This is a genomic window from Robiginitalea sp. (assembly GCF_049588695.1).
Taxonomy (GTDB): domain Bacteria; phylum Bacteroidota; class Bacteroidia; order Flavobacteriales; family Flavobacteriaceae; genus Robiginitalea.
In genome coordinates this window covers 1-4,239 of sequence record NZ_JBAVZJ010000239.1, presented here as the reverse complement: position 1 = coordinate 4,239, position 4,239 = coordinate 1, and the positions used below count along the sequence as shown (strand labels likewise).

Genomic DNA, 4,239 nt, shown 5'->3' with positions numbered 1-4,239 from the left:
CTCAATTTCTTCCGGAGAAATATAATAGGAAGACCCCGTGCGATTGCGGGCGGCGAATTTACTGCCGAAAATGACCCGGGCTTCGAGGACCACCTCATTCAGGGAAACAGGAGTGCCCAAAGCAGTAGTATCTGGTTGTTGGGAAAAGAGGAGGGTAGTCAGTAGGGTAAAGAGGATGCTGAGGTTGGTTTTCATGGCGGACTATTATTTAAAATAAATCTAAATAAATATAGTGCAAATATAAAAACCTGCCTTAAATCATCAAATGAAACCATGTTAAAACCACTGGATTTTTTATGGTGTCCCGAAAGTTGGGCGGGTCGATTATACAATTCGCTTTCCTTCTTTGAAAAGTAGTATCTTTGCACGCAATTAATCCTTAATTGCTATGGAAGCCCACCGCGCCAAAATACTGGGAGAAGGCCTCACTTACGACGACGTTCTTCTGGTTCCCAATTATTCAGAAGTCCTCCCAAGAGAAGTAGATATCCGAACTCAGTTTACCCGCAATATTCAAATCAATATCCCGATTGTTTCTGCGGCTATGGATACCGTGACCGAATCCCGAATGGCCATCGCCATCGCCCGGGAAGGGGGTATCGGTGTTTTGCATAAAAACATGAGCATAGAAGGCCAGGCCATGAAGGTGAGGAAAGTGAAGCGTGCTGAAAGCGGCATGATCCTCGATCCGGTAACCTTACCCCTGGATGCTGTCGTTCAGGATGCCAAATCGAGTATGCGGGAACACAGCATTGGCGGTATTCCCATTGTGGATGATGCGGGCCGCCTGATCGGGATTGTTACCAATAGGGATTTGCGGTTTGAGAAAAATAACGAGAGGCCTATTTCAGAGGTCATGACCTCTGAAAACCTGGTTACCGTAGGACAGGGAACTTCTTTGGAAGAGGCTGAAGACATCCTGCAGGAAAATAAAATTGAAAAGCTTCCCGTGGTCGATGCCGATTATAAGCTGGTCGGTTTAATTACTTTCAGGGACATTACTAAACTCACTCAGAAGCCTATTGCCAATAAAGATACTTATGGGCGCCTGCGTGTAGCTGCTGCCATCGGAGTGACGGGGGATGCCGTAGAACGCGCCACTGCCCTGGTGGGTGCCGGGGTAGATGCTATTGTGATCGACACGGCCCATGGACATACCCGTGGGGTAGTGCAAATTCTCAAGGACGTCAAAAAAGGCTTTCCCAATCTCGAAGTGATTGTCGGGAATATTGCCACAGCCGAAGCTGCCCGCTATCTGGTAGATGCAGGCGCCGATGCCGTTAAAGTAGGTATTGGTCCTGGGTCTATTTGTACTACTCGGGTTGTTGCAGGCGTAGGGTTTCCTCAATTTTCAGCGGTACTCGAGGTGGCACAAGCGATAAAAGGCAGTGGTGTACCGGTTATTGCCGATGGCGGGATTCGCTATACCGGGGATATCCCCAAAGCCATTGCAGCAGGGGCGGATACGGTAATGCTCGGTTCCCTGTTGGCCGGTACTAAAGAATCTCCCGGGGAAACTATCATTTACGAAGGCCGCAAATTTAAGTCCTACAGGGGGATGGGGTCTGTGGAAGCGATGAAACACGGCTCGAAAGACCGTTATTTTCAGGATGTTGAAGACGATATTAAAAAACTCGTCCCGGAAGGGATTGTGGGAAGGGTGCCTTATAAGGGGGATCTTTTTGAAAGTATCCACCAGTTTGTCGGGGGTCTACGCGCAGGAATGGGCTATTGTGGGGCGGGCGATATACGCACCCTGCAGGAAAATGGAAGGTTTATAAAAATCACGGCCAGTGGCATTAACGAGAGCCACCCTCACGACGTAACTATTACTAAAGAATCGCCGAATTACAGCAGGTGATGAACCTAAACAGGATTATTTGCCTTCTACGGTATAGGCCTCCCAGTCCTTTTGCTTGTAGATATCTTCCCCAAAATACCTGGCGATTTTAAGAAAATCTCCCGGTTTTTGATACCCGGGAACCGGGGATAGCATTCTCAGGTCCTCATCGAGAAATACCACGGTTGGGTAGCTTAGCTGTCCCTTTAGGAGGGCAGCGGCCAGCTGGTGATACCCACGCCGCCCCGAGGCTACATAGGTGTAGGTCTTCCCACCGTATTCTATAGGATCTTTCTGCTCGGCATCTAATTTGACCATGTGGAAATTCTCGGACATGTAAGCAGCGACTTCCGGATTCTGGAAGGTGTCTTTATCCATTTTCTTGCACCATCCACACCAATCGGTGTATACATCGATAAAGATTTTCTTTTGTCCGCCTTCTTCAGCGACTTTTTGTACGGCTTCTTCCCAGGACATCCAGGAAACTTCCTGGGCTTGTGTTCTGTAAGAGGTCATAAAGAACAAACAAGGCAGGAGTGTTAAAAACAGCGTCTTCTTCATGGCATTGTTCATAGTGCGTGGATGCATTTAAAACCTAACGTTTAAATCACTTATTTATTTTGTGTTTACTGCGCTTTCAACACCTTCAAATAGCCCTACAGGATCTACCTGGTTTCGGGTGATATCCTCAAAAGTTTCATGCTCGCGGATCAGATGTGCTTTGCCCTGATGCCAGAGGACTTCGGCGGGCCTGTATCTGGAATTGTAATTGCTGGCCATGGTGAAACAATAGGCTCCCGCATTCTTGAAACACAGGAGGTCACCTTCTGATATCTCGTTGATCCTCCGGTTGTTTCCGAAGGTATCTGTTTCACAAATATACCCCACTACGGAATAATACCGCTCTTTCCCATTGGGGTTTGAAATGTTTGTGATTTCATGGGATGCCCCATAAAACATGGGTCTTATGAGGTGATTAAAACCGGAATCAATTTGTGCAAAAACGGTGGACGTCGTTTGTTTGACCACATTGACCCGAGCCACGAAATACCCGGCCTGACTGACCAGAAATTTGCCCGGTTCAAAGGTCAGGACCAGGTCTTTCCCGTATTCCTCACAGAATTTGTTAAACCGGTTACCCAATTTAACACCCAGTTCTTCCACGTTCGTCTGTATATCTCCCTCCCGGTAGGGTACTTTAAAGCCGCTTCCAAAGTCGATAAAGTCCAGGTCTTTAAAATTTTTGGCTGTTTCGAAGAGGATCTCAGAGGCATACAGGAACACCCCGATGTCCAGGATATCACTTCCCGTGTGCATATGAATCCCATTGATTTTCATCCCGGTAAGTTCCACGATTCTCAACAAATGGGGGATTTGGTGAATGCTAATCCCGAATTTGGAATCGATATGGCCCACGGAGATCTTCGAATGCCCCCCGGCCATAACATGCGGATTGATCCGGATACAAACAGGGACCTGTGGATGCCTCGACCCGAATTGCTCGAGTACGGACAGGTTGTCTATATTTATTTGTACACCCAGGGCAGCTGCTTCTTCCAATTCGCCCAGGGATACGCCATTCGGGGTATAGATGATATCCTCGGGGGCAAAGCCCGCGAGCAACCCGAGTCGTACCTCCTGAATAGACACGGTATCCAGGCCACTACCCAAATGTTTCATCAACCTGAGGATACTTATATTGGAAAGGGCTTTAGCTGCATAATTGAGCTTCAGCCTGGGCACGGATTTAAAGGCCTCAGTGAGCCTTTCAAATTGAGATTGTATCCTGGCGGAATCGTAAACGTAAAGCGGAGCTCCGTAATCTGCTGCTACCTGGTTTAAAATAGTTGTATCCACGTCGTGTAGGGCTTTCAGCAAATCTAGGGTACTTTTAGGGGATGCGCAAAAAGGAAAGACCTTAAAACAGCCGGCGATATCCGAATATGGAATCAGGAAGGCTTAAACTTGGTAAAATGTACATGGGGTCGTATCTTTAAATGTATTATGAGAATACCTTTATTTCCACTGCAGACCGTATTTTTTCCAGGAGAAACAGTACCCCTGCACATATTTGAAGAACGCTACAAAGCCCTGATTCAGGATTGCAAAAATGAAGCTATCACCTTCGGCATTCCCGTATTTATAAACAATGTTGTGGCTTACGGTACGGAAGTACAACTCAAGGAAATTGTCAATACCTATGCAGATGGAGCTATGGATGTTGTCTGTGTGGCCCGGCAGGTCTTCAAGGTGAATACCTTTGACCCCCAGATGGATGATAAATTATATCCGGGGGGTGAGGTGGCTTTTCTGGATCCTGTACAGGATAGTGACCCGGAACTGGTCCAAAAAGTACTGGAGGCCTGCCGGGAACTTTACAGGTTAATGGAGCTGCCCTT

5 protein-coding genes are annotated in these 4,239 nt (G+C 47.3%); 2 read left to right on the top strand and 3 right to left on the bottom strand.

Features of this window, described 5'->3' with window-relative positions:
* Positions 1–195, bottom strand: a 195-nt coding sequence (locus tag WBV75_RS05815) for a hypothetical protein (protein ID WP_424119702.1), incomplete at its 3' end; no start/stop codon positions are given.
* Between the two features lie 193 nt (positions 196–388).
* On the opposite strand from WBV75_RS05815, the gene guaB reads away from it, so the two are divergent.
* Complete coding sequence (gene guaB / locus WBV75_RS05810) at positions 389–1,861, top strand: IMP dehydrogenase (protein WP_424119701.1); 1,473 nt, start codon at positions 389–391, stop codon at positions 1,859–1,861.
* Positions 1,862–1,876: 15 nt separating this feature from the next.
* Here the strand turns inward: guaB and WBV75_RS05805 are convergent, their stop codons facing one another.
* Positions 1,877–2,356 (bottom strand): thioredoxin family protein, encoded by a 480-nt coding sequence (locus WBV75_RS05805; RefSeq protein WP_424119703.1) that lies wholly within the window; start codon positions 2,354–2,356, stop codon positions 1,877–1,879.
* A 99-nt stretch (positions 2,357–2,455) separates the two neighbouring features.
* Entirely contained in the window at positions 2,456–3,718 is a 1,263-nt protein-coding gene (lysA, locus tag WBV75_RS05800; RefSeq protein WP_424119700.1) for a diaminopimelate decarboxylase, read from the bottom strand.
* A gap of 126 nt (positions 3,719–3,844) precedes the next feature.
* Here lysA and WBV75_RS05795 point away from each other — a divergent pair.
* Positions 3,845–4,239: LON peptidase substrate-binding domain-containing protein (locus WBV75_RS05795; protein ID WP_424119699.1), on the top strand; the 395-nt coding region annotated here is incomplete at its 3' end.